General features: G+C 64.0%; 19 protein-coding genes and 1 pseudogene. 12 read left to right on the plus strand and 8 right to left on the minus strand.

What is annotated here, in order from left to right; all coding sequences use genetic code 11:
• The 10 genes and pseudogenes from B4N44_RS12620 to B4N44_RS12665 all read left to right on the plus strand — a co-directional run.
• A pseudogene (locus B4N44_RS12620) lies at nt 1-622 on the plus strand (glycogen debranching enzyme); the annotation flags it as partial.
• Between the two features lie 228 nt (nt 623-850).
• Nucleotides 851-1870, plus strand: a complete 1020-nt coding sequence (gnd, locus tag B4N44_RS12625) for a phosphogluconate dehydrogenase (NAD(+)-dependent, decarboxylating) (protein WP_296701333.1) — start codon at nt 851-853, stop codon at nt 1868-1870.
• A 230-nt stretch (nt 1871-2100) separates the two neighbouring features.
• Complete coding sequence (locus B4N44_RS12630) at nt 2101-2475, plus strand: hypothetical protein (RefSeq protein ID WP_296701335.1); 375 nt, start codon at nt 2101-2103, stop codon at nt 2473-2475.
• On the plus strand, nt 2466-2771 hold the full coding sequence (locus B4N44_RS12635) for a hypothetical protein (protein WP_296701368.1): 306 nt from the start codon (nt 2466-2468) through the stop codon (nt 2769-2771). The genes B4N44_RS12630 and B4N44_RS12635 overlap by 10 nt, the downstream gene beginning before the upstream one ends.
• Nucleotides 2758-2955 carry a CPXCG motif-containing cysteine-rich protein gene (locus B4N44_RS12640; RefSeq protein WP_296701338.1) on the plus strand — a complete coding sequence of 66 codons (198 nt, stop codon included), beginning with the start codon at nt 2758-2760 and terminating at the stop codon, nt 2953-2955. The genes B4N44_RS12635 and B4N44_RS12640 overlap by 14 nt, the downstream gene beginning before the upstream one ends.
• Nucleotides 2956-3310: 355 nt before the next feature.
• Complete coding sequence (locus B4N44_RS12645; protein WP_296701341.1) at nt 3311-4249, plus strand: ABC transporter ATP-binding protein; 939 nt, start codon at nt 3311-3313, stop codon at nt 4247-4249.
• Nucleotides 4242-7181 carry a Gldg family protein gene (locus B4N44_RS12650; RefSeq protein ID WP_296701342.1) on the plus strand — a complete coding sequence of 980 codons (2940 nt, stop codon included), beginning with the start codon at nt 4242-4244 and terminating at the stop codon, nt 7179-7181. The genes B4N44_RS12645 and B4N44_RS12650 overlap by 8 nt, the downstream gene beginning before the upstream one ends.
• 223 nt (nt 7182-7404) lie before the next feature.
• Nucleotides 7405-8460 (plus strand): DUF4340 domain-containing protein, encoded by a 1056-nt coding sequence (locus B4N44_RS12655; protein ID WP_296701344.1) that lies wholly within the window; start codon nt 7405-7407, stop codon nt 8458-8460.
• A gap of 206 nt (nt 8461-8666) precedes the next feature.
• Nucleotides 8667-10190 carry a fused MFS/spermidine synthase gene (locus B4N44_RS12660; protein WP_296701346.1) on the plus strand — a complete coding sequence of 508 codons (1524 nt, stop codon included), beginning with the start codon at nt 8667-8669 and terminating at the stop codon, nt 10188-10190.
• A 318-nt stretch (nt 10191-10508) separates the two neighbouring features.
• Nucleotides 10509-10973, plus strand: coding sequence for a hypothetical protein (locus tag B4N44_RS12665; RefSeq protein WP_296701348.1), 465 nt, complete (start codon nt 10509-10511; stop codon nt 10971-10973).
• Nucleotides 10974-11018: 45 nt separating this feature from the next.
• On the opposite strand, the gene B4N44_RS12670 is transcribed toward B4N44_RS12665, so the two are convergent.
• From B4N44_RS12670 to B4N44_RS12695, 6 genes are all read right to left on the minus strand, one after another.
• Nucleotides 11019-12335, minus strand: a complete 1317-nt coding sequence (locus B4N44_RS12670) for a homoserine dehydrogenase (RefSeq protein ID WP_296701350.1) — start codon at nt 12333-12335, stop codon at nt 11019-11021.
• 58 nt (nt 12336-12393) lie between these two features.
• Nucleotides 12394-13596, minus strand: a complete 1203-nt coding sequence (gene alaC / locus B4N44_RS12675) for an alanine transaminase (protein WP_296701352.1) — start codon at nt 13594-13596, stop codon at nt 12394-12396.
• Nucleotides 13597-13673: 77 nt separating this feature from the next.
• Nucleotides 13674-14294: a thioredoxin family protein gene (locus B4N44_RS12680; RefSeq protein ID WP_296701353.1), complete on the minus strand. Its 621-nt coding sequence runs from the start codon at nt 14292-14294 to the stop codon at nt 13674-13676.
• Between the two features lie 78 nt (nt 14295-14372).
• Nucleotides 14373-16556: a protein-disulfide reductase DsbD family protein gene (locus B4N44_RS12685; RefSeq protein ID WP_296701356.1), complete on the minus strand. Its 2184-nt coding sequence runs from the start codon at nt 16554-16556 to the stop codon at nt 14373-14375.
• Complete coding sequence (locus tag B4N44_RS12690; RefSeq protein WP_296701358.1) at nt 16553-16963, minus strand: hypothetical protein; 411 nt, start codon at nt 16961-16963, stop codon at nt 16553-16555. Before B4N44_RS12690 ends, B4N44_RS12685 begins: the two co-directional genes overlap by 4 nt.
• Nucleotides 16960-17472 carry an MOSC domain-containing protein gene (locus tag B4N44_RS12695; protein ID WP_296701360.1) on the minus strand — a complete coding sequence of 171 codons (513 nt, stop codon included), beginning with the start codon at nt 17470-17472 and terminating at the stop codon, nt 16960-16962. Before B4N44_RS12695 ends, B4N44_RS12690 begins: the two co-directional genes overlap by 4 nt.
• 199 nt (nt 17473-17671) lie before the next feature.
• Between B4N44_RS12695 and B4N44_RS12700 the strand changes: the two genes are divergently transcribed.
• Nucleotides 17672-18553: a DUF6279 family lipoprotein gene (locus tag B4N44_RS12700; RefSeq protein ID WP_296701361.1), complete on the plus strand. Its 882-nt coding sequence runs from the start codon at nt 17672-17674 to the stop codon at nt 18551-18553.
• Between the two features lie 205 nt (nt 18554-18758).
• Here the strand turns inward: B4N44_RS12700 and B4N44_RS12705 are convergent, their stop codons facing one another.
• Nucleotides 18759-21158, minus strand: coding sequence for a penicillin-binding protein 1A (locus B4N44_RS12705; protein ID WP_296701363.1), 2400 nt, complete (start codon nt 21156-21158; stop codon nt 18759-18761).
• A gap of 420 nt (nt 21159-21578) precedes the next feature.
• Between B4N44_RS12705 and B4N44_RS12710 the strand changes: the two genes are divergently transcribed.
• Nucleotides 21579-21878 carry an efflux RND transporter permease subunit gene (locus tag B4N44_RS12710; protein ID WP_296701370.1) on the plus strand — a complete coding sequence of 100 codons (300 nt, stop codon included), beginning with the start codon at nt 21579-21581 and terminating at the stop codon, nt 21876-21878.
• Between the two features lie 52 nt (nt 21879-21930).
• Here B4N44_RS12710 and B4N44_RS12715 read toward each other — a convergent pair whose 3' ends face one another.
• Nucleotides 21931-24483, minus strand: coding sequence for a pilus assembly protein (locus B4N44_RS12715; RefSeq protein WP_296701364.1), 2553 nt, complete (start codon nt 24481-24483; stop codon nt 21931-21933).
• Nucleotides 24484-24828: the final 345 nt, after the last annotated feature.

The raw sequence follows: 24828 nt of genomic DNA on the forward strand, positions 1-24828 counted from the left end.
CGGCGTCGAAGGCCCGACCGACGATCCGGCGATCCTCGCGTTGCGTCGACGCCAGGCCCGCAACTTCATGGCCATTCTCATGCTGAGCCAGGGTGTGCCCATGTTGCGGAGCGGCGACGAGGTGCTGCAGAGCAAACAGGGCAACAACAACAGCTACTGCCAGAACAACGCCATCTCCTGGTTCGACTGGACCCTGCTCGACAACAACTGCGGGATGCACGACTTCGTCCGGGGTATGATCGCCTTTCGTCAACGCCACCCGAGCCTGCATCGCAGCCGTTTCTTGACCGGCAAGCCCGCAAGCGGTCAAACGCTGCCGGACATCACCTGGCACGGGGTGGGACTCGCCTCCCCTGATTGGGACGACCCCGCAGCCCAATCCTTGGCCTTCACACTCGCAGGCATCACTGCCGAGCAGCCACCCCTGCACATCATGCTCAACATGGGCAAGGCGTCGTTGGAGTTCGCGGTTCCGCAGATCCAGGGATGGTCCTGGTCTGTCGCCATCGACACCGACCGCGAACCCTCGATCATGGGTCACCCCGATTCAACCCTGCCGCCCGGATCGCGTGTCCGGGTCTCACGGCGCAGCCTTATGGTGCTCGAAGGCCGCGCCGCCTAAACCGCGTCCAGAGCGAGATGCTCGTTTTCGAGTGAGTTCGACGTTTGGTGCATCCACGACCCTTCGCGGAGACGCGGTTTAAAATGAGATACTTTTTAATATCTTAAACCGCGCCGACTCCAACGGTCGTTAAGTCGATCGGGGGCCGATCCCATCCAAAAAGGTCGCATGCCGCGCCGAGCGCGGTTTAATCTCCGACCCTCCAGCCGCCAACAGGGGAATCGCCTCATGCAACTCGCAATGATCGGCCTCGGCCGAATGGGCGCCAACATGGTGCTCCGCCTCATGCGCGCCGGACACCGGTGTGTCGTCTATGATCGAGACCCCGCCGCCGTCGCCGCGCTGGTCGCCGAAGGCGCCGTCGGTGCGCAAGACATGGCCGATCTCTGCGCCAAGCTCGAAGCCCCGCGCAACGTCTGGATCATGGTCCCGGCGGCGGTCGTGGACCAGGTCATCGACGACCTGATACCCCATCTCGCAGCCGACGACACCATCATCGACGGGGGCAACTCGAACTACCGCGACGACATCGCCCACGCGAAGCGCCTGGCACCGAAGGGGATCCATTTCGTCGACTGCGGGACCAGCGGGGGCGTCTGGGGTCTGGAGCGGGGCTACTGCCTGATGATCGGCGGAGAGGACGGGGCGGTGGAGCGACTCGATCCAGTCTTCGCCGCGCTCTCGCCCGGCCCGGGCGAGATCGAGCGCACGGCCGGTCGGAGCGGCGACTTCAGTCGCTCCGAGCAAGGCTATCTGCACTGCGGACCCAACGGTGCGGGCCATTTCGTGAAGATGGTCCACAACGGCATCGAATATGCGCTGATGGCTGCCTACGCGGAGGGCTTCAACATCCTCAAACACGCAGGGGTCGGGCTGAATGAGCAGGCCGTGGATGCCGAGACCGCGCCGCTGGCCAATCCGGAGCATTATCAGTACCGCATCGACGTCGGCGAGGTCGCCGAGGTCTGGCGTCGCGGCAGCGTGGTCGCCTCCTGGCTCCTGGATCTGACCGCTACGGCGCTGCGCGCGGATCCGCAGCTCGAAGGATTCGGCGGTCGGGTCTCGGACTCGGGCGAGGGCCGCTGGACCTGCCTTGCGGCGATCGAGACCGGCACGCCGGCCCCACTGCTCACCACGGCACTCTTCGAGCGCTTCAGCTCGCGCGGCGAGGCGGATTTCGCCAACCAGATCCTCTCGGCGATGCGCTATCAGTTCGGCGGTCATCACGAGAAGCCCGAAAAAAGCTAAACCGCATTCGGTGCTGCACGCCTTGTCCGCGCCCGGGCGCGGCATCGCATCGGTCAACAACCGTCGCCGTCGATGCGGTTTAGCTTGAGGAATATCCAGGAGAAAGAGCTTGCCCACTCAACGTCTGAGCGCCGAAACGACACCGCCCGCCCCGCCGAACGCCATGATCATCTTCGGTGCCGCGGGCGATCTGACCAAGCGCAAGCTGATCCCGGCGCTCTTTCATCTTCATGGTCTTTCGGTTTTCCAACGGTTTCATCGAGCCGCTCTGGAATCGTCAACACATCGATCATGTCCAGATCACGGTTGCCGAATCCGTCGGCGTAGAGCATCGTGGCCCCTACTACGACATGGCCGGCGCCTTGCGCGACATGATCCCGAACCACCTCCTGGTTCTGCTCGGTTTTCTCGGGATGGAGCCGCCCAACTCGTTCGACTCGCAAGCCGTCCGCGACGAGATCGACAAGGTCCTCGACGCCGTCCATCCCTTAACGCCCGAGCAGGTCCTCACCAATGCGGTGCGGGGGCAATACGGCGAGGGCGTGATGCCGAACGGCGAAAAGGTGCCCGCCTACCGTTCATCCCCGGGCCGCGAATGCGTGTAGGCACGGTCAACATGGATTTCCGCTATGCCGACTACTTCGGCAATGCCCCGGCAACGGGTTACGAAACACTCATCTACGACTGTATGAACGGCGACGCCACGCTCTTCAAGCACGCCGATACGGTCGAGAAGGGCTGGGAGATCGTCCAATCGGTCCAGGACGTCTGGTCCGCCCTGCCTGCCCGCGACTTTCCCAACTATGCCGCCGGCACCTGGGGCCCGGCCGCGGCGGGCGATCTGCTCAAGAACGACGGGCGGCTGTGGCGGCGGATTACGACTCCCGATGAACCCGCTTGAGACCCGCAACACCCATTGTCCTTGGTGCGATGCCCCGATCGAGCTGACGATCGACGTCAGCGCCGTTCCCCAGACCTCTATCGAGGACTGCCAGGTCTGCTGCGCACCGATCGTCGTCCACGTCGCCATGGATCCGGACTTGGACGATGACCTCGTCATCAGATTGGAGCGCGACGGCGATTGACGCCGTGCTCGCGGAGGACAGCACCGCTCGACCCCACGGCTGGACATCCCCGTCCTCGCATAGCCCAGCGAGCCTCGCTGCGGGTCTTGCATCCCGAGCCCGCCTCGGGTGAAATTCGCGCCCGAGCCGCGTCCGAGACCCGGCGGACGCTCAACCGCGCCAAGATCCGAACAGCCGCGTCTGTCCCGAAACCGGACTCGGCGGTACCGAATCGCTCGATGCCCGACGCGGTTTCCATTCCCGACAAACGAAAAGTCCTGAACCGCGTCCGCTCCGACGTACCCGAAATCGCCGAGGCCCGACTCCGGGCGATTCCGGCGCAGAGTGCGTAGGACGCGGTTCAGCAGGAGACAGCATGATCGAGGTTCGCGAGCTGAGTCGCAGCTACGGCGAGCTCAAGGCGGTGCAAGCGGTGTCGTTCGACATCGGCCGCGGCGAGATCGTCGGACTGCTCGGCCACAACGGGGCCGGCAAGACCACCATCATGAAGATGATGACCGCTTATCTGGAGCCGAGCAGCGGCTCGATCCGGATCGACGGACTGGACATCGCCGAGCAGCGGCGCGAGGCGCAGCGACGCATCGGCTATCTGCCCGAGAACTGCCCGCTCTATCCCGAAATGCGTGTGATCGACTACCTGGACTATCAGGCGGCGCTGCACGGGATGGCCGACAGCCGCCGTCCCGCGGCCATCCGCCGGGCGATCGAGCGCACGGATCTCGCTCCCAAGGCGACCGCGACCATCGGCACACTCTCGCGCGGCTATCGCCAGCGTGTGGGCGTGGCCCAGGCGATCCTGCACGAGCCCGCCATCCTCATCCTGGACGAGCCGACCAACGGCCTGGACCCGTCGCAGATCCAGCACATGCGAAGCCTGGTCCGCGAGCTGGCCCGGGACGCGACCCTGATCATCTCCACCCATGTCCTTCAGGAGGTCGAGGCCGTGTGCAGCCGTGTGCTCATCATGCGCGGCGGCCAACTGGCACTCGACAGCGCACTGGATGCCATCGGACGTCCCAAACGCCTGCTCGTCACGCTCGACTGCGCGCCCGAGGAGGCGCGGCCCGTGCTCGCACGGATCGAAGGAGTCACAGCGGTGGATGTGTGGGATGGCGACGCGGGTCTTCGCCATTTCGCCCTGAGCGCCGCGGACCCGCAGGCGCTCGCACCGCGGGTCGCCAAGGCGCTCGGCGGACACCCCTGGAACCTCTACGGACTCGCACCCGAGCGGCGCGACCTCGAAGATCTCTTCGGCGCCGTGACCTTGGAGCAAATGGAGGTGGCCCATGTCTGACATCCTGCGCGTCGCACGCCGCGAGCTCGGCGCCTTCTTCGGCTCGCCGGTCGCCTATCTCTTCATCGGTGCCTTCCTGGCGGTTTCGCTCTTCGTCTTCTTCTGGGTCGACGCCTTTTTCGCGCGCAACATCGCCGATGCCCGTCCCCTGTTCGACTGGATGCCGGTGCTGCTGATCTTTCTCTGCGCCGCCCTGACCATGCGGCTCTGGAGCGAGGAGCGACGGGCCGGAACGCTCGAAACACTCATGACCCTGCCGGTGCCGACCCTGCACCTGGTCCTCGGGAAATTCCTCGCCGGTCTGGCCCTGGTCGCGATCGCCTTGGCCCTGACGCTGCCGATCCCGCTCACCGTCTCCTTCCTGGGTCCGATGGATTGGGGTCCGGTGATCGGCGCCTATCTGGCCACGCTGCTGCTGGCCTCGGCCTATCTGGCGATCGGACTCTTCGTCTCATCGCGCACCGACAACCCCATCGTCGCCCTGATCGGAACCACACTGGTCGGCGCCCTCCTCTATCTGATCGGCACCCCGGCGCTGACCAATCTGGTCGGGCAGGACGGCGGCGAGCTGCTCAGACTCATCGGCAGCGGCTCGCGCTTCGAGTCCATCACGCGCGGCGTGATCGATCTGCGCGATCTCGTCTACTATCTGAGCATCGTCGGTGCCTTCCTCGCCCTTACACTCGACAGTCTGGAGCGTCTGCGCTGGGCCGAACCGGAGGCCAACCGACGGCATCATCGACGCTGGACCCTGGTCACCGGGCTTGCGGTCGCCAACCTGCTGGCCGCGAACCTCTGGCTCGGGGCCATCGGCAACGCCCGCGTGGATCTCACCGAGGGCCGGGTCTATTCGATCTCGGAGGCGACCCGGACCTATCTCGGCCAACTGCAGGAGCCGCTCCTGATCCGCGGCTATTTCAGCGCGGACACGCACCCCTTGTTGGCCCCGTTGGTTCCTCAGATCCGCGATCTGCTGCGCGAGTATCAGATCGCCGGCGGCGGCCGCGTTCAGGTCGAGATCGTCGACCCCGAGCGCTCGCCCGAGCTCGAGCGCGAGGCCGGCGAGCAATACGGGATCCGTCCCGTCGCCTTCCAGACCGCGACCAAGTATCAAGCCTCCGTGGTCAACTCCTATTTCGACATCCTGATCAAGTACGGCGATCAGTTCGAGACGCTCGGCTTCCAGGACCTGATCGACGTGAAGGTCCAGGGCGAGACCGCTCTGGATGTGCGCCTGCGCAACCCCGAGTACGACCTCACACGCGTGATCCGCAAGGTCCTTTACGGCTATCAGGGCGCCGGCGATCTCTTCGCCAATCTGACCGAACCTGTGCGTTTCCGCGGCTTCATCTCGCCGCCCGATCGTCTGCCCGAGCCCTTGCCCGAGCTGCGGGCCGACCTGGAGTCGGTCCTCTCCGAGCTTGTCGCGAACGGCGCAGATCGCTTCAGCTTCGAGATCCAGGATCCCGCGGCCGGCGACGGCATACTGGCCCAAACGATCGCCGAGCAATTCGGTTTCGAGCCGCTGGTCGTCAGCCTGCTCGATCCCACGCCCTTCTATTTCTATATGGTCCTGGAATCCGGCGATCAGGCCGTTCCGGTTCCGCTCCCGGAATCGCTCGATCGGGCGGGTCTAGCACGCGCCATCGAGGCCGGCATCAAGCGATTCGCGCCGGGCGTCTTGCGTACCATCGCGCTCTACACGCCGCCGGCGATGCCCGGGATGTTCGGCGAGCCGAGCCCCGGGCCCGGATACGCCTTGTTGCAGGAGACCCTGCGCACCGGATTCAACCTGCGCGAGACGGATCTCACGTCCGGTCAGGTCGGCGAGGATGCCGATCTGCTCCTGGTGGTCGGGCCCGAGGCCCTGGACGAGCGCCAGCAGTTCGCCATCGACCAGTTCCTGATGCAGGGCGGGACCGTCATCCTGGCCGCATCCGGCTTCGATCTCGACCTGGCCGGGGGCTCGATCGCTGCGCAAGCCGCCCCGACCGGCCTGGAGGACTGGCTCGCCCGTCAGGGACTGACACTTGAGCCGAGCCTGGTGCTCGATCCCGAGAACACGCCCTTCCCGATCCCCGTGCAGCGCGATCTGGGCGGCTTTGTGGTCGAGGAGATCCAAACGCTGGACTACCCCTATTTCCCGGATGTCCGCAGCGACGGACTCGCGCAGGACTCCGGAATCACCTCGGACCTCGGCCAGATCACCATGAACTGGTCCTCGCCGATTCAGGTCGATGCCGAGAAGAACGCCGATCGGCGCGTGATCGAGCTGATCCGCAGCTCCTCCGGGTCCTGGACCAGCGACTCGGAGAACATGCAGCCCGACTTCGAGACTTACGGCAGCCTCGGTTTCCCGCGCGGCGAGGATCGCGGCAGCCGTGTTTTGGCCGTCGCGGTCGAGGGCCGCTTCGGCTCGGCCTTTGCCGGGCGTCCATCGCCGCTCATGGAGGATGCGTCCGGAGACGAGGCATCCGAAGACAGCGGGCCTGACGACACCGATCCGCAGACGATCGACCCCGAAACCGGCGAACCCGTCGAGGAGGACAAGGCCCCGGTCATCTCGGGCGTCGTGGAGACCTCGCCCGCTTCGGCTCGACTGATCCTGATCGGCTCTTCGACCTTCCTCTCCGATACCGCCATCAGTTTGGCGACCGAAGCGACCCAGAGCCGCTATCTGGCTCCGCTCGAGCTGATCCAGAACGCCGTCGACTGGTCGCTGGAGGATCGCGGCCTGCTCACCCTGCGCGGACGCGGCCAGTTCAACCGCCTGCTCGAGCCGGTGGGTCGCGAGGGTCGCATCTTCTGGGAGACCCTGAACTATGTCCTGGCACTCGCCGGTCTAGCCTTGGTGTATTGGCTGTATCGACGCGCGAGGGCGCGGCGCGAGCGGGCCGACGAGGCGATCCTGGGCGATCTTCCGCGTGCTTGATCCAAGGTTAAACCGCGTCCAGAGCGAAATGCTGACTTTCGAGTCAATTCGACGTTTGGTGCATCGACATCCCTTAGCAGGGACGCGGTTTAAAATAGTAAATTTTTTAATATCTTAAACCGCGCCAACTCCGGCGGTCGTGAAGTTTTCCGGGGCCGTTTCCATCCAAAAACATCGCATAACGCGCCGGGTGCGGTTTAAGTTTAAGACGAGAATGACCGACATGACTGTTCAATCCGACACCGGCTGGCGCCCTGACCTGCGCGCACCGATCGTCATGGGGCTGGCCGGGTTGCTGGTCCTGCAGATCCTGCTCGCCCTCGGTCTGCATCTCGGCGGCGGTCGCACGCTCGTGCCGAGCGCAGCCGACACGCCGCTGCTCGGCATGACACCCGATCAAGTCCAGAGTCTGCGCATCGAGAACGGCGACGGGACCGATTCCGTGACCCTCGCGCGCCGCGGCGACACCTGGAGCGTCTCGGATCTGGCCGACCTGCCGGTCCAAAACGCCAAGGTCGAGCAATTCATCGGCGAGCTCGCCGCGCTGAAGCGCCCCCTTCCGATCGCCACCAGCACAGCGGCACAAGAGCGCTTCAAGGTCGCCGACGACGCCTTCGAGCGGCGCATGACGCTCGAAGGAGAGACGGGGCCGATCGCAGGGCTTCTGATCGGCGACTCTCCGGGCTTCAAGCGTGTCTTCGCGCGGATTCCGGGAGAGACCGGAGTCTATGAGTTGCGGCTGGCCTTGTCCGACGTCTCCGCACGACGAGACGACTGGATCGACGTGGGGCTCCTGCGCTTGGAGGGCGAGCAGATCAACCGCGTCGCCACGCGCGATTGGATCCTGAGCAAGGACGAGACGGGTGTCTGGACGCTCGCCGACAACGATCGGCCCGTCGACGCGGAGACGGTCTCGGCCCTGATGCTGCGCCTGGCCAATCTCGGTTACCGCGGCGTGCTCGGTGTCGCGGATGACCCGACCTACAATCAGCAGGACCCGCTGATCGAGTTCGAGATCGGACTGACCGACGGCTCGAAGCGACACTATCGGATCTCGCAAGCCAAGGACAGCCAGGATTACGTGCTCAAGGATGCCGAACGGCCCTGGTATTTCAAGCTCTCCGAATTCGATCTGGGAGAGCTGCTCGACATCGAGAGCGCGGATCTTCTTGCGGGCGACGATGCGGCCGATCCATCCGCGGGCGTCGAGCCCTCGAGCCCGGCGGAGATGCCCCCGATGCCGGAGGAGATCGGCGAGGAGCCGCCGCCCGTCGAATGAGACATGGTGAGCGTGCGTCCGACTCGGGAGTCAATCCGCACCGCCGCGTGCCTGATGCCTGCACCCTTTAAGGTGATTTCCGCCGGTCGTTCCTTTCCCGGAACCCCCCCTGAGATCCCACGGGCCAACACGCCGGGCGGTCCTCTGGTCGGCGCTCCGGCCCTCCGTTATCCTTGCGGACCGCTCGTCCACTCCCGGAGTCCATCGTGTCCGACCGTCTGCGTATTACCTGGTACGGCGTCACCATCTTTCTCAGCTCGGCGTTCCTTCTGGTCCTGGAGATCTTGGCGGGTCGACTGATCGCGCCGTACGTCGGGGTGTCGCTCTACACCTGGACCGCCATCATCGGCGTGATCCTCGCCGGGTTGTCGCTCGGCAACTGGCTCGGCGGGATCTGGGCCGACCGCGGCGGCAACGAGCTGGCAGCCGGCATCACGCTGGCACTGGCCGGGCTCTTCAGTCTCGGTATCCTCTTCCTCTTGACGCTGGTCGCGCCGCTCATCGAGGCGCGCGAGATGACGCTGCTGGGCGCGAGCTTCTTCTATGTCCTCGCGCTCTTCTTCATGCCGGCCGTGTTGCTCGGTGTGGTGACGCCGCTTCTGACGACATTGGCACTGGAGTTGGACAGACGCACCGGCCATATCGTCGGTCGCATGCACGCACTGGCCGCGCTGGGCAGCATCCTGGGCACCTTCGTCACGGGCTATGTGCTGATCCAGTATCTGGGCACGCGCGGCATCGTCATCGGTACCGCGATCGGGCTTTTTCTGCTCGCTCTGCCGTTTTTCAAAGGGCGCTCGCGCGCAGCGCCCATCGCCGTGCTTGTCGCGGCAGTCGGTCTGATCCTGGTGACCGATGCGCGCAACGGCTTCTCCAATCCCTGCGATCGCGAGAGCAACTACTTCTGCATCCGGGTCGTCGATGACTCCGAACGCGCCCCCTTCGGTGTTGCGCGCAGCCTGGTGCTGGACCATCTGGTCCACGGCACCAATCACGACAGCGAGCCCGGCATGTTGATCTCGCCTTATGTGCAGTTGATGGACGAGCTCGCACTCGAGCACTTCGGAGAAGAGAAGGCCGAGACGCTGCGCTGGTTTTTCGCGGGCGGCGGTGCCTACACCCTGCCCCGCTCCGTCCGCACGCGAACCCCGAACGCGACCGTCACCGTCGCGGAGCTGGACCCGTTGGTCACCCGCACGGCCGAAGAGGGGCTGTTCCTCGACACCGCGGGGATGCGGGTCGTCCACGCGGACGCGCGGACCGTCCTCACCCGCGAGCCATCCGAGCGCTATGATGTCATCGTCTCCGATGCCTTCCACGACATCTCCATCCCCTATCACCTCGTCACCCGTGAGTACGCGGAGCTTGTAAGGTCACGCCTGGCTCCGGACGGGATCTACCTGCTCAACGTCCTGGACGCCTTTCCGGATCCGCGCCTAGTCAAGAGCATGATGAAGACCTTGTCCGAGTCGTTCGAGCACGTCCATGTCTGGATGGACATGGTCCCGCCCGAGGCAGAGCGCATGACCTTCGTCATCTCCGCGAGCGATGCCCGCGAGCCGCCCGAGACGCTTGTCGCCCGGCGTGGTTTCGATCATCGCTGGCTGCGCACGACCGAGCCCATGATGCGGACTGGAACCGCCTTCGACGCTCTGCCGCTCTTGACCGACGACTATGTCCCCGTCGAGCGGTTGGTCTCGGAGTTCTATTTCGAGGATCTGGGGCGATGAACATGGACACGGCGGCGCGGTCGAACGGAGGCTGGAGATACAGGTCGGCTCGGCGTCGGACCGACACCGCGAGCAAGGTGGTTTAAACTAAACCGCGCCCAGCGCGATATGTCATGTTCTTGGATGGGATCGGCCCAGGCAAACTCGACGATCGTTGGAGCTGGCGCGGTTTAACATATTAAAAAATATACAACTTTAAATCGCGTCTCCAACAGGGGCGGTGCAATCACCGAGGCCGAATACAACATGAAAACGACGGATGTCGCTCTGGACGCGGTTTAGATCGCATCTCCGGACTGAACGCGACGGGAGGGACGCATGGCCCTGGCACGGGAAGACATCGAGTTCATCAAGGCCCATCTCGGCGAATGGCTGGCCGAACAGTCATTCGCCAAGCCCCCGGCTGTCTACGAGATCGAGCTACGCGAGCGCATGGTCCGCGTGGAGGAGGAGCTCAGGCACCAGCGTGAGCTGATCCAGACCATTCTGGTGCAGATGGACAAGCGCTTCGACGCGGTGGAGAAGCGTTTCGAGCAAATGCAGCTGAACATGGACAAACGCTTCGAGGCCGTTGATAAGCGCTTCGAACAAATGCAGCTGAACATGGATCAGCACTTCGATGCCGTCGAGAAACGCTTCGAAGCCACCGACAAACGCTTCGAAGCCATGGACAAACGCTTCGAAGAGCTGACACGGCGGCTCGACCGCTTCATGTTCTGGTCTCTCGGTCTGACGATCAGCGTCGGCGCACTGGTGGTAGCCGCCATTCGACTGTGGCCTTGATGCACGCCGGCACGCGGTTCCGGCGCCGACCGTCGAACCCCGACCTCAGCCCGACAAGGTCTCCATCCGGATGCGCGTGACCTCGCCCTGCACCGAATCCAACGCCTCGATTCGGGCGATTGCCTCGTTCATCTGACGCTCGATCACACGATGGGTGAGCATGACCAGCGGCACATGGGTCTGGCCTTCCTCCGGCTCCTTCTGCTTGATCGCCTCGATACTGATGCCCTGCTCGCCCAGAATGCTCGCGATCCGGGCCATGACGCCGGGCTGATCCAACGCCGCAAGGCGCAGATAATAGGCAGTCTGCACCGCCTCCATCGGCATCACCGGGGTGTCGGCCAGCTCGTCGGGTTGGAAGGCTAAATGCGGGACCCGGTTATTGGGATCCGTCGTCAGGGCGCGCGTCACATCCACCAAGTCAGCGATCACCGCCGAGGCCGTCGGAAGCGCGCCCGCACCGGCGCCGTAATAGAGTGTCGGCCCGACCGCATCGCCCTTCACCAGAACGGCGTTCATCACCCCGTCGACGTTTGCGATGAGACGCCGCTCGGGGATCAACGTCGGGTGCACCCGCAGCTCGATCCCATCGCCGCTGCGACGGGTGATGCCGAGGTGTTTGATGCGATAGCCCAGCTCGGCGGCATAGGCGACGTCCAATGCGCCGACCTTCGAGATGCCCTCGGTAAAACAGCGCTCGAACTGGAGCGGAACACCGAAGGCCAGCGAGCTGAGAATGGTCAGCTTGTGCGCCGCGTCGATGCCTTCGACGTCGAAGCTCGGATCGGCCTCCGCATAGCCCAACGCCTGGGCCTCGGCGAGGACATCGGCGAAGTCGCGACCCTTGTCGCGCATCTCGGTCAGGATGAAGTTACCGGTCCCGTTGATAATGCCTGCGATCCAATCGATGTGGTTTGCCGCCAAGCCTTCGCGCAGGGCCTTGATGATGGGAATGCCACCGGCGACGGCCGCCTCGAAGCCCACCATGACACCGCGCTCGCGCGCCGCAGCGAAGATCTCGTTGCCGTGCCGAGCGATCAACGCCTTGTTGGCCGTGACCACGTGCTTGCCGTTCTCGATCGCCCTGAGCACCAGCTCGAGCGCAGGCGTATAGCCCCCGATCAGCTCGACGACGATTTGGACCTCGGGATCCTCGACGACGGCGAAGGCGTCCGCGCCGATCCGCCCGATCGACTCGAGCCCTTGGATCTTATCCGGATCATAGTCCCGTGCCGCTGCATGCGAGATCTCGATCCCGCGACCGGCGCGACGCGCGATCTCCGCAGCATTGCGCGACAAGACCGTCACAGTGCCGCCGCCGACCGTCCCCAAGCCCAGAAGTCCGACCTTCACCGGTTCCATTCATGCCCCCTTATTCGCAAATCGGTTGGCCGACGCGTGCGTCAACCTGTTCGAAAGCTCAGCTCCCGGCGCGCGACTCGCGGCGGAACATCTCTTTGATCCCGCGGATCGCCTGGCGGGTGCGATGCTCGTTCTCGATCAGCCCGAAGCGCACGTGACCGTCGCCGTATTCGCCGAAGCCGATCCCGGGCGAGACCGCGACCTTGGCCTCCTGCAGGAGCTTCTTGGAAAACTCGAGCGATCCCATCGAACGATAGGGCTCGGGGATCGGCGCCCAGGCGAACATGGTCGCCTTCGGCGGCTCGATCGGCCAGCCCGCGGCGTTCAGTCCGCTGCACAGAACATCGCGCCGGCTCTCGTAGGTGTCGCTGATCTCGCGCACGCAGTCCTGAGGCCCCTCCAGCGCGGCGATGGCCGCGACCTGGATCGGCGTGAAGGTCCCGTAGTCGAGATAGGACTTGATGCGCGCAAGTGCGGCGACCAGGGTACGGTTGCCGCACATGAAGCCGACACGCCAGCCCGGCATGTTGTAGCTCTTGGACATCGAGAAGAACTCGACGGCGATATCCTTCGCTCCGGGGATCTGCAGGATCGAGGGGGCACGATAGCCGTCGAAGACGATGTCGGCATAGGCGATATCGTGAACCACCCAGATCCCATGCTCGGAAGCGATGTCGATGACCTTCTGGAAGAAATCCAGCTCGACGCATTGCGTCGTCGGATTACCCGGAAAATTCAGCACCAGCATCTTGGGCTTCGGCCAAGAGTCATGGATGGCGCGTTGCAGCTCCTCGAAGAAGTCGACATCCGGCGTCAGTCGGACATGGCGCACGTCCGCGCCGGCGATGATGAAACCGTAGGGATGGATCGGGTAGGCCGGATTCGGCACCAGGACCGAATCCCCCGCACCCATGGTGGCGAGCGCCAGATGGGCGAGCCCTTCTTTGGAGCCGATGGTGACGATCGCCTCGCTGTCCGGGTCCAGATGGACATCGAAGCGATCGCGATACCAATGACAGATAGCACGGCGCAGTCGCGGGATCCCGCGCGAGACCGAATAGCGATGGGTGTCCTTGCGGACCGACGCCTCGACCAGCTTGTCGACGATGTGCTGCGGGGTCGGCTGGTCGGGATTCCCCATCCCGAAGTCGATGATATCCTCGCCCCGGGCTCGCGCCTCGGCCTTCAACTCGTTGACGATGTTGAAGACATAGGGCGGCAACCGCTTGATGCGGTGAAAATCGGGCTCGGGGGCGACCACTGGACAACCTCTTGACGCTGGGAGTGGGGAAAACGCTGAAGTCTACAGTCCCGACCGCCAGATTCAAAGCAGACGAATCAGTACTTCACCGAGCAGCCGTAGGGCCGAGTCACCGGGGTGGCGACCGGGTTGCCGGCTGTCAGATCGGCCATGGCAAGACGCACATAGTTGCTCGCGCCCGCGATGTCGGCCTGATCGGTCGTCGGCTTATCGTCGATGCCGCCCATGTACACCAGGGTCCCTTCCGGATCGATGATGTACATGTGCGGCGTGGTCTTGGCATCGTAAGCGCGGCCCATCTCCCCGGAGGTATCGAGCAGGACCGCGGTCGGCGCAGCGCCTCGATCGTCGGTGAGATCATCGGCTTTCGCCGGACTCACATGCCCCTGCTTGCCCGAGGCCGAGGAGATGACCGACAGCCAGACATAACCCGCATCGGTCGCCTCCTTCTGCAGGGCCTGCATGTTGCCCGAGGCGTAGTGTTTGACCACGTACGGGCAGTCGTGATTCGTCCATTCCAGGATGACCTTTTTGCCCGCGAGACCGCCGAGGCTCCAGGTCTCGCCTGCGGTGTCCACGACGCTGAAATCCGGAGCCGGAGCGCCGACCTTGGGTGCCGCGACGGCAACGCCGAAGCTCAAGGTCGCGGCCAAGGCGACAGCGCCGACGACAAGGGTCTTCTGAAAAGCGTGCTTCATGGTTTTCTCCTTCTCTTTGGTGGGTGATCGCTCGTCCGTATGCTTGGGGCCATGCAGACCCGACGTCTCGGGCTCGACTCATCCATCGCGCCCCGACGACCCCGGTGCCGAGGCGCGGAGCGCACGCAGCACCATGTCCTCGGTCAGGATCTGCGGCAGGACCTGCGGGTCCCCGTCGGGCGGATAGAAGACATAGAGCGGGACGCCGTTGCGCCCGTGATCGGCGAGATAGGCGGTGATTGCAGGGTCGCGATTGGTCCAATCGCCCTTCAGATACAGCACCCCGGAATCCGCGAAGGTCCGCGCAAGCTCAGACGTGCTCAAGGCGACGCGCTCGTTGACCAGACAGGTAATGCACCAAGCGGCCGTCATGTTGACGAAGACAGGTCGGCGCTCATCACGCGCCGCGGCGAGACGCTCCGGCGAATAGGGCACGCTCGCGAGTCCGCTCGCGGACGACTCGCCCTCGGAGAGCGTCGGCACCGCCAGCCGATCGGTCGCCACCCCGAGATAAAGGGCAGCGACGAGCGCCACCGAGGTCGCGGCGAGACCCCAACGGCGCCGTGCCGAGTGCAGGCCGCGCGTGCGCTCGCCCAGCCAGAGCCCGAAGGCCAACAAGACCAGGCCGCCGAGCACCAGGGCGACCCCGGCCGACCCGGTCTGCACGCTCAGGACCCAGACCAACCAGGCTGCGGCCGCGAACATCGGGAAGGCAAGCGCCTGCTTGAGGGTCTCCATCCAGGCCCCCGCCTTCGGCAGCAAACGGGCCAACCGCGGGAGCAGCGACAACGCAAGGAAAGGCAACGCCAAGCCGAATCCCAGGGTCAGCATGATCGCCAACGCGAGCGGCCAGCTCAGGGTGACGGCATAGCCCAAGGCGGCACCCATGAACGGCGCAGTGCAGGGTGCGGCGACCAAGGCCGCGAGGGCGCCGGTTCCGAAGGCGCCCGCGGTGCCCGATCCCGTTCGGGCGCCACCCAGGCTCATCAGCCGGGAACCGATCGTGACCGCGCCCGCAAGGCTCAGACCGATCACGAAAAAGACGTAGGCCATAAAAACGACGAAGGGCGGATACTGGAGCTGAAAACCCCAGCCGACGGCCGACCCGCCGGCACGCAAGGCCAACAAGAGCACCGCGAGCCCGGCAAAAAACAGCAGCACCCCCGCCGTGTAGGCCAGACCGTGGAGAACGCGCTCGCGCGCCGCCTCCGGACCTTGCCCGGATAGGCCATTGATCAGACTCAGTGCCTTCATTGCCAGGATCGGAAAGACGCACGGCATCAGATTCAGGATCAGGCCGCCGAGCAAGGCGAAGGCGAAGGCCAGCGGCAGCCCGATCGGGCGGTCCCGAGCGATGCCGTCGGGGAGCGGCCCGCGCACGGCCGCGACCTCGTAGGAGCGCACCTCCCCGCGTGCATCCGCGATCACCAGCAGACCCTCGGGCGAGGCTTGGTCCGACAAGGCACCGGGCGACAGATCGATCCGCAGTTGCCCATCGACCAAGCGCCAGGGCTGCTCCGCGGCGTGCTCGATCAGACCCCATTCGCCGGCGAAGAACCAGGCCCCATCGATCTTATCCGACAGCCCATCCGCGGGGACCAGGAGACCGAGCCCCGCGCCCGCGACGCCGAGCACGGCACCCTCGATCCGCCCGTCCGGCAACCCCGCGCGGGCGGCGGCAAAGACGTCCGCCTGCAACGGATCGATCGGACCCGGTCCGAGCGCGGCCCCGGTCGGGAGCGTCAGATCGAAGCGCCCCGATTCAGGGATACATTCCTCCTCGCACACCAGCCAGTCGACATCCGCACGGATATGCACAGGCTCGCCGATCGGCCATTGCGCCGGCACGGAGAGTGCGATCAGGTGAACGGCGCGCCCGGAATAACCGTAATTGGCCAACGGACCGACCGGGATCACCTCGGGTCTCGGCCAGCGCAGAGGCCCGGCTTCGACACCCTCCGGCAGGGTCCAGTGGACCCGCGGCGGATCGCCGGAGTCGCCCGGATTGCGCCAGTAGGTGTGCCAGCCCGGTCGGATCTCGAACACCAGGGCCAGGTCGAGCCTGTCGCCGGGCGCAACCTCCATCCGCTCCGCGACCAAGCGGGCCGTCACGTTCTCGGTGGTGACCGGGTTGGCCTGGATCGATCCCGTCCAAACGAGCGATACAAGAAAGAGGGCGAAGCCGATCCGAAACAGCCTGCGATCCGCCGATCGGCGATGATCGCTGCTCGACGACGGCTCGCTGCGCATCCCGATCCTCACCTGCGCCGCTCCGCGCGCCGCTGCAACTTGAACGACGTCATATCCTCGCCCAACGTCGCGTAAGGGATGCGATCGGCCCCGCCGAAGTTCGCCGCCGCGCGGGTCACCAGATCGGCGATATCGGCCACGCGCCCATCCGCGTCGGACTCCCCGAGCAGACGTTGCAGACCGATCAGTCCGCCTGACTGGATCTTCACCAGCAAACTGTGGGGGATCAGCATCGGATCGTCTTCGACGTCGGAGGCGGCCAGCGCGCACGCCTTGAGACCGGCGAAGACCTGCTCGCAGCGGGCATGCTCGGCTTCGGACAGGCAGTCGAACTCCGAGCCACCTCGGCGGACGACCTCGTGTGCATGCCGGCAGGACGCCGTTGTCCTGATCAGTGGAGCGGCGAAGGGGCATTTCATCGCGTAAACGTCTCCTCTGGATCGCTCTCGGCAAGAACGGGCACGACGGCATCGCCGAGCCGGATGATTCCGCCCGTGACCACCCGTGCGTTCAGGCCGGCGTGACCACGCATGACGTTGTAACCGCCGGGACCCAGCGTTTCCTCCATGCGCGAGCAAGGCGGGCATGGACCCGTTCCTTCGAGTACCGCCGTCCCGATGCGAAAGCGTTGGCCTTTCAGCGCGAGGAGGTTGACACCGGAGACGACCAGATTACGCCGCAGCAATGCCGGATCGACCGGATCACGGCGCAAGAGCGCGCCCAAGACCGCGAGGTGCTCGGCCTGCACGAGTGTCACGCCGCGCGAGCCCGATCGGCCGGCATAATGATCGCCTTCCAGGCCGCCCCCGACCAACGCCGTCACCTCGGTGCAGGGGATGACATCCGCACGGCGCGCCGGCCGTCGGCCGATCCACACCACCTCGCCCGGATGCGGAAATCGGCCGAGCAGATCCGAAAGAGAATCCATACGATGCGCCTGCGGCTTGAAACCCATCTGTCGGGCCAAGATCGGGGCGATGGGAATAGGGACAAGCCTTTCGGCTCGCCTGCGGGATCCATTCGGCCTCGCTGCCGTCGAACCAGGGACAACCGATGCGCCGACCGGCAAGGTTCAGGTCCGCACTTTCTTCAAGACGACGATTAACTCCCAACAGACGACACTCGCTATGCCCCGAATCTCTCTCCCGATCCGCCTCGCCGCGGCCATCCTCGCGATTGCACTGACGCTTGCGGGATGCAGCCGTGTCGGCATCGCCTACAACACCGGCGATTTCCTCGTGACGGCCTACGCCAAGGACTACCTCGACCTGGAGCAAAGCCAGCTCGAGCGCTGGAGCCCCCTTCTCGACGCCGAGCTGACGCGCCATCGCAGCGAGGAGCTGCCCTATCTGGCGGCCTACTTCGATCAAATCCTTGCAGCACGCAAGGCGGGTTTCGACGCAGGCAACATGGATTGCCTGACCGAATCCTTTCGAGACCTTTACCGGCGCCAAGCGAGCTTTGCCGTCACCCTCGCCGCACCGCTTCTGGCCGAACTCACGCCGGCGCAGATCGAGCGCCTCGACCAGCGCTTCAGCCAAGAAGCCGCAGAGGATCGCGCCGAGATTGCCGGGCGCAGCAGCACACGCGAGAAAGAGAAACGCGCGCGGCGCTACGTGAAATCCATCGAGGACTGGACCGGCCCGCTGAGCGCGGAGCAACAAGCGATCGTCGCGGAGGTGACCGGTCGCATGCCCGACACCCAGGCCAGCCTGGTCGAGTATCGCACCGTCAAACGAGAGCGCTTGATGGCACTGATTCGGGCCAAGGCACCCGAGCCCGAGATCAAGCGCTTCCTGACAACCTGGCTCGTCGACTTCGAGGATCTGCCGCCGGATCTCGAACAAGGCGGCCAACTGCTCGGCGAGCGGATCGGCGAGCTCTTTGTCGGCCTCGGCAAAACCCTAGACACCAGTCAACGCGACCGCTTGGACAAGCGCTTACGCAGCCTTCGGGATGATTTCATGAAGCTGCAGAAGCAGCCGAGGATGGCGCAGATGACCTGTTGAACGAGCTTTGAACCGCGTCAGGAGGGACAAGCTTGGATCGCATGAGCTTCCTGCATTCTCGGATTCAACCATCTCGGCGGTCGACGCGGTTCAAGAATTTAGAAATCCTAATAATTTCTAAACCGCGTCCGGCAGAACCCTTATCGGGCTCGCACCCGTTCGTCAAACTGCCGAGCGCCCCTATCACTCGGGACGCGGTTTAGGTTCAGAAGAGGTCATCCATCACCCGGGGCGCGGATCGGCGCACGGAGGTATCGGCCTTCTTTTTTGTCGGGCCCGCGACCCTGACGGGCTCGGGGCCGAGCAGATCCTTGCTGAACTCCTCGTTCACCATCTCCAAAATACCGCTCTTGGCCTTGGTCTCGGTCCCGCGAGTCGGGTCGACACGCACCTGCACCATGCCGGGAGGTGGATCGAGCTGCGCGATCGGGAGATCCTCGAGTGCCGTGCCCATGAAATCGACCCACATGCCCAGCGCGGCCCGACCGCCCTCTTCGCCGCGGCCCAGCTTCGCGAAGTCATCGAAGCCCATCCAGGCGACGGTGACGAAGTCGGCCTGGTAGCCGGCAAACCAAGAGTCGCGCACATCGTTCGTCGTGCCCGTCTTGCCGACGATATCTTCGCGATCCAATTTCTTGGCGCGTGTTCCCGTACCCGTCTCGACAACCTCGCGCAGCAACGAGGTGATCTGATATGCGATCCGCGGGTCGATCACCTGCGGGGCTGGCGCGCCGGCTTGTGTGCCCTGCACCCGTGCCGAGTCATCTCCGTAGCGGTACCAACACTCCGAGCATGAGCGCGGTGCGTGCGACTCGAACAGGACCTGCCCGTCACCGATCTCGATCCGTTGGATGAAATAGGGCGTCACATGGAAGCCGCCGTTGGCGAATACGGCATAACCTTCGGCCAGCTTCATCGGCGACATTTCGCCGGTCCCCAACGCCATGGACAGACCCAAAGGCATGGCATCCAGATCGAATCCGAATGCCCGGATGTAGTTCTGGGCGTCCTCCAAACCGACGCTCTGCAGCAGATTGATGGCGGCCAGATTGCGCGAGAGCGCCAAGGCACGCCGCATCCGAATCGGCCCCATCTCCTTGCGATCGGAGTTGCGCGGGGTCCAATCCTGCGTGCCGGTCAGCTTCACCGCCTCGTCCTTGATCAGACTCGCCGGCGTCCAGCCCTCGTGAAGCGCCGCGGCGAAGACGAAGGGCTTGAAGCTCGAGCCCGGCTGACGGCGCATGTCGACCGCTCGATTGAACTTGCTCGCATTGAATGAATAGCCACCGACCAAGGCGCGAACAGCGCCGTCCTGCGGTGCAATCGAGACCAAGGCCCCCGCGACACTCGGCATCTGCCCGAGCTCCCAAGACACCTTTTCGCCCTGCCCTGGTCCGTCGTGTTGGAGTCGAACGAGATCGCCGACCGCGAGAACATCCGTCACCCGTCTCGGCCGGGGGCCGCGCCAATTCGAGTTGCGGAACTCCTGCGCCCAGGCGACCTGTTTGAGACCCAGCTCGACACGACGCCCGGAGCCGATATAGATCTCCGCCTCGCCGCTCGAGGCGCGCGTGACCAACCCGGGCGTCAGGTCCGGAATCGTCGTGACGGTCTCGAGATAGGCGTCCATGTCTGCCTCCGTCGCGCCGTCGAGGTCGACCTTGGCCTCGGCGCCGCGATAGCCGTGGCGTCGGTCGTAATCGCGCAACGCCCGGCGCACCGCTGCCTGCGCGGCGGTCTGCAATCGCGCATCGATCGTCGTGGTCACTTTGTAGCCTTGGCTGAGGGCCGCCTCGCCGTAATGCTCGACGACCGTTTGGCGCGCCATCTCGGCCACGTAACCCGCATCGAGATCCGGCTGACGGCGATGCAGTCGGGCCATATCGGGGGTCAAGACCGCGATCTCGTATTCCTCGCGGTCGATCTGACCGAGCTCGAGCATGCGTGAGAGGATGTAGTTGCGCCGCTCGAGCGCTCGCTCGGGATTGGTGACCGGGTTGTTGCTGGAGGGTGCCTTCGGGATGCCGGCCAACATCGCCGCCTCGGCGGGGGTCAGCTGGTCGAGCTCTTTGTTGTAGTAGAGCGCGGCCGCGGCCGAGATGCCGTAGGCGCGGTGGCCGAAAAAGATCTGGTTCAGATACAGATCGAGGATCTGATCCTTCGTCAGGGTCCGCTCGACCTGCAGTGTGAGCAAGACCTCGGCGAGCTTGCGCTGGAAGGTCTTTTCCGAGGTAAGCAGAAAGTTGCGGGTCACCTGCATGGTGATGGTGCTGCCGCCCTGGGCCTTGGTGCCGGTCGAGGCGAAGCTCAGCAGGGCGCGCACGATACCGATCGCATCCACCCCGCCGTGCTCGAAGAAGCGTGCGTCCTCGGTCGCGAGAAAGGCATTGACCACCAGGGGCGGGATGTCTTCGTAGGCTACCGGACGGCGGCGCTCGATGCCGAACTCGGCGATCAGACCGCCGTCGCTGCTGAAGACCCGCAGCGGTTCTTCGAACTGGACCTGACGCAGACTCTCCACGCTCGGAAGCTCCGGGGCATGGACCGAAACGAACACACCCGCCCCGAGCAGACCCAATGCAACGAGTTGCAGGGGCACGCCCAAGACGCCGAGAAATCCGAAAAACCAACCGAAAACGGAGCGGCTGCGAGGTGAAGCACTCCGGCGGCTGCGATGTTGGATCCGTGCGGCGCGCGCCGAGGACTTCCCGGGTGTCGGTCGCGGATGGGGCGGATCTGTGCCCGCGTCCGTCTCGACACCAAAACCGAAGCCGAAGCCAGGCCCGAAACGGGAACGGACCCCTTCGTGCTTCGTCGAGAGGCTCTCGGGCGGCACACCCGGGTCGGCTCCGGACGTTGAGCTATCGGACTTTCGGTTCAAGTGTCCCTCCGCCCGCCTCGCCCGGTCGACCCAGATGTCCCCCGGATGCAGCAAGTCCAGTCATCATTTTAGTCGACTGCGATTGTACACTAGGGCACTCTGAGCCGGCCGCGCTCGATCGGGCGTCGAATCCGATCGCTCGTCCTGCTCGACTTCATCGATCGACGCTATCGGGACGGCCTCGACCGCCGCGAAGCCATCCGCAAGGGTGTTCGCCTGCGCCAGCGCCTGCGTCCCATCGTCCCCACCACATTGACCACCACCTTGGGACTCCTGCCGATAGCCCTCGGCATCCCCGGCGACTCCGTCATCTGGAGCTCCATGGCATCCACCTTCGCCACCGGCCTCGCCACCGCAACCTTCCTCACCCTCGTCATCGTCCCCGTCGCCCGGGATCTCACCGAATGGGAAGAAAAACGCGCCCATCGCCAACACAAATCCTAGGATGGGTTTCGTTTCGCTCTACCCATTCTAGATTTCTACATTTTGGAGCAGGTTAGCGATCCACGTCGCTGCTCCAGTAGGCCCGCGCCCGTTTACCGCTTGAATCCTGCGGGGCTTCGACGACGCTGATGAAGGATGTGACGGCGCCGAGTCGTCGCTCCGTCGCGCCGATCAGCACCGTCGTCATCTTCCCGTCGATGGGAACGGTCGCAAGCACTGGAGACGGCGGCAGGCCACCGCCCGAGAACTCCTTCGAGCGCGAGCCGCCGCAGGTGCCCTCGACCCCGATCGCGCCCGATCCATTGAACAGATTGACCCAGTAGCCATTGGCGACGCCGATGGGTCGCGTGCAAACGTCGAGCGACGTCCCACCCGGTCGGGATGTGCTGAAGGTAACCATGCCGGATACGATGACGGCATTGGTCACGCTCTGCTCACCGCGACCAGGATACGACATGAACCAACCGCGCTTGCTGGAGCCGGGGCCGACACCAGGATCCGCGCAATCCGGATTGATCGTCCGATCGAACATGCTGCTGGTGTCGTCGAGATCGAATGGGTAGATTCCGCTGTTGAGCGAATTAGGGTCTTCGAATGGTGTGTCGAGGAAGACATAGAAACGATCCTCGACCTGGCTCACATAGGGGTAGTTGGTCTCCAGTGGACGCTCGCGATTGCCCGAACCCAATGCGAGATACACCGTGCCCTGATACGGCAGGGTGGCTGGCCCGTAGAGAAACTTGCGATGACCGCCCCGGGTGCGCGCGATCTTGAGCATGCTCCACTGATTGGGTGAGAGGGCCGCGCGGCTCGCTGGATCGATGAAACCGATCCGGTAGAGATTGCCACCCGTATCGGCCGCGTAGGCGAGATCGGTGTGGCCATCCAGATCCAAATCGACGAGGCTGATGTCGGATGGAACCGGGCGCTCCGTCTCGAAGGAGCGCAGCACCGCGCCGCTCCCGGCATCCAGGATATGAATGGCTCGCCCCTTGACCGGTTCACAGCTCGGCGTCGTGCTGTCCGCATCCTCGCATCCGTCATAGCCGCCACCCATGACGAGCACGGGTGCCGCTCCTTCTCCATAGCCTTTCAGGTAGGCCCCATTGGGCATCGACCAGGTCTGACCGATGTCGGCGAGACCGCTCGTGCAACCCGTATCAGTGGTCAGGTGCGGGCAGCCGATCGACCATTTCAATGACGGTGATGATGGAATGGTCACATCGAAGGCATAGACCATGCGTCCACCCCGGCGCATGGTCGGGAAGATCCAAGCCCTGTCGGCTTGGTGCTCGTGATCATAGGTGAAGATGTGTCCGATCGCGCCATCGAAGAAATAATCCTTGGGTTGCGGATTGGCCGCTGGATCTTGATTGGGAAAGGCGACCAGGGGTTGATTGTTCCGCAGACGCTCAAGTCTGGCGAAATGCTCGGGCGCGACGAATGACCAGCGTTCCGCACCCGTGCTGGCATCGATGGCATGGAGCGCGCCACCATTGGCGCCGTAATAGACCGTGATGCCGAGATCGGACCCATGGTTGAGCGGCAGCGGGCGTGAATGTACGATATCGCCATGGATGGTCGGACGCGCCTCGGTCTTGTCGTTGTCGGCGTCCATGTCGTCGATATCCATGCCGCGTATGTAGTCGACTAAGCTCGAATCGAGCCCCGTGTTCGTTGTGGTGAAGGTGACCAGGCTATTGCCCGAGCGCGTGTAGAGCTTGCGGTCGCCGATCGTGCTGCGTCTCAACATCTGAGCGGTGCCGCCTTTTTCGACGAAAGGTCCATCGGGCCGATCCGAATAAGGCTGAGTCGCGGTTTGGCATTGGCCGCGAGGATCGGGGACGACACCGAGCCCGCTCCAATAGTTGCCTGAATCGGTCGTCCAAAAACTCGACGCACACTCCGAGACGAATCCAGAGCGCAGATTGACAGCGCGCGCGCCCGAGGCATCGGCGAGATCCACGACTCCATCGAAAGACGCGATCTGATAACGCTTGAGGTTGCCGTACCAGCGTGGTTTCGCGAAGGGCTCGGGTCGGAACATCCCGATGAAGACCTGGTTCTCGTTCTGCGCCCGACTGGTCGCGTTGATCGGTAGCGCGGCGGATGAAAAGGTCGAGGTGACCGAGATGATATCGGAGATGATCTTGCTCAAGATAGATTCGAGCGCCTCCTGATTCTTTGCGAAGAAATAGGTGCCGCCGCCGACACGCGCCGCACTCATCAAAAGCGAAGTATGATCACCGTTCTGTTTCTTGTTGAAGACATCGATGGTATAGGTGATGGCGCGGACCCGGTGACCCGAGGTGCTCGCTGGAATTGGAACGCCATGCTGATAGAAGAATTTGGCCCAGTCGTCGAGATTCCAGTAGACACCCTTGGCGTTGTCGAATTGGCCGGTAGGCTCGATCGCCGTGCTGATGGTGCCGCGAATGTCGTATTCATTTTGCTGACCGAGGCATTCGGAAGTTTTTCTTGGATTTTCACATCCGCACTCTAAATAGCCTGCCAGACGACAAGGGCTTCCCGGGTCGTTCACGTCGCTGTTGCACTGATTTTCGTTGTTGTGACAGATTTTGCCGAACTGTTCGGTAGTGGGCACTTCATCGAATTTCGGTATCGGAATGGGGGTTCCAGTACTGATTTGAGCCATGCGATCAGGGGTTCCGCCTGCGTTTTCGATCAACGCAGTCAGCGCATTTGAATTTAATAGGCTATCGGGCAAAGGCCCTCTGTCTGCCGGATTGCCGATGAAGATGAGATAAGTGTCTGTGCAAAGATCACTTTGCGATAGAGGTGATTCGAAGACGCTGTAATTGCTCCGATAGGCGACCCCGTCTGCGATGCTCGATGGTGTCCCTATACCTCCTTGAAGCGCATCTCCACCCGACAGATAATTGTACGCCTCCCACATGATATCGCCGAAGGTGATTAGCGTCGTTCCTCA

It is taken from the genome of Thiocapsa sp. UBA6158 (genome assembly GCF_002423035.1).
Classification (GTDB): domain Bacteria; phylum Pseudomonadota; class Gammaproteobacteria; order Chromatiales; family Chromatiaceae; genus Thiocapsa.

What these genes read in the sequence shown, in the direction of transcription:
- gnd (WP_296701333.1), top strand. Translation starts at nt 851, where the DNA reads ATGCAACTCGCAATGATCGGCCTCGGCCGAATGGGCGCCAACATGGTG.
- B4N44_RS12630 (WP_296701335.1), top strand. Translation starts at nt 2,101, where the DNA reads ATGGTCTTTCGGTTTTCCAACGGTTTCATCGAGCCGCTCTGGAATCGT.
- B4N44_RS12665 (WP_296701348.1), top strand. Translation starts at nt 10,509, where the DNA reads ATGGCCCTGGCACGGGAAGACATCGAGTTCATCAAGGCCCATCTCGGC.
- B4N44_RS12690 (WP_296701358.1), bottom strand. Translation starts at nt 16,963, where the DNA reads ATGAAATGCCCCTTCGCCGCTCCACTGATCAGGACAACGGCGTCCTGC.
- B4N44_RS12670 (WP_296701350.1), bottom strand. Translation starts at nt 12,335, where the DNA reads ATGGAACCGGTGAAGGTCGGACTTCTGGGCTTGGGGACGGTCGGCGGC.
- B4N44_RS12650 (WP_296701342.1), top strand. Translation starts at nt 4,242, where the DNA reads ATGTCTGACATCCTGCGCGTCGCACGCCGCGAGCTCGGCGCCTTCTTC.
- B4N44_RS12655 (WP_296701344.1), top strand. Translation starts at nt 7,405, where the DNA reads ATGACTGTTCAATCCGACACCGGCTGGCGCCCTGACCTGCGCGCACCG.
- B4N44_RS12635 (WP_296701368.1), top strand. Translation starts at nt 2,466, where the DNA reads ATGCGTGTAGGCACGGTCAACATGGATTTCCGCTATGCCGACTACTTC.
- B4N44_RS12640 (WP_296701338.1), top strand. Translation starts at nt 2,758, where the DNA reads ATGAACCCGCTTGAGACCCGCAACACCCATTGTCCTTGGTGCGATGCC.
- B4N44_RS12695 (WP_296701360.1), bottom strand. Translation starts at nt 17,472, where the DNA reads ATGGATTCTCTTTCGGATCTGCTCGGCCGATTTCCGCATCCGGGCGAG.
- B4N44_RS12700 (WP_296701361.1), top strand. Translation starts at nt 17,672, where the DNA reads ATGCCCCGAATCTCTCTCCCGATCCGCCTCGCCGCGGCCATCCTCGCG.
- B4N44_RS12680 (WP_296701353.1), bottom strand. Translation starts at nt 14,294, where the DNA reads ATGAAGCACGCTTTTCAGAAGACCCTTGTCGTCGGCGCTGTCGCCTTG.
- B4N44_RS12645 (WP_296701341.1), top strand. Translation starts at nt 3,311, where the DNA reads ATGATCGAGGTTCGCGAGCTGAGTCGCAGCTACGGCGAGCTCAAGGCG.